Origin of the sequence: Pseudomonas sp. SIMBA_067 (assembly GCF_046534675.1) — a bacterium.
Lineage (GTDB): Bacteria > Pseudomonadota > Gammaproteobacteria > Pseudomonadales > Pseudomonadaceae > Aquipseudomonas > Aquipseudomonas putida.
The window spans coordinates 1-245 of sequence record NZ_JAWRYH010001113.1; the positions used below are offsets into that span (position 1 = coordinate 1).

Genomic DNA, 245 nt, shown 5'->3' on the forward strand with positions numbered 1-245 from the left:
CCATTTTCATCGGCAAGTAAAGGACGATCCCCGTCACCGTCTGTAGAAAATATAGCATCCAGCTTATATTCTGTAGACCAAACTTTCGCTTGCTTTCTATCAGATTCGCCTACAGCCTCAGTATCTATTGGTATAAAATTATCGCTGTAACCAAGGCAAACAACCTCTGCACCTAATGCCCTGAATAATAATGGATAAAGTTCTCTCCCAGCACTTGAGTGCTGATAAACACCAATTTTTTTATT

At 40.0% G+C, this 245-nt stretch carries 1 pseudogene; it reads right to left on the reverse strand.

The window, feature by feature from the left end:
• Nucleotides 1-245 (reverse strand): annotated as a pseudogene (locus SB765_RS32740) (phosphomannomutase); the annotation flags it as partial.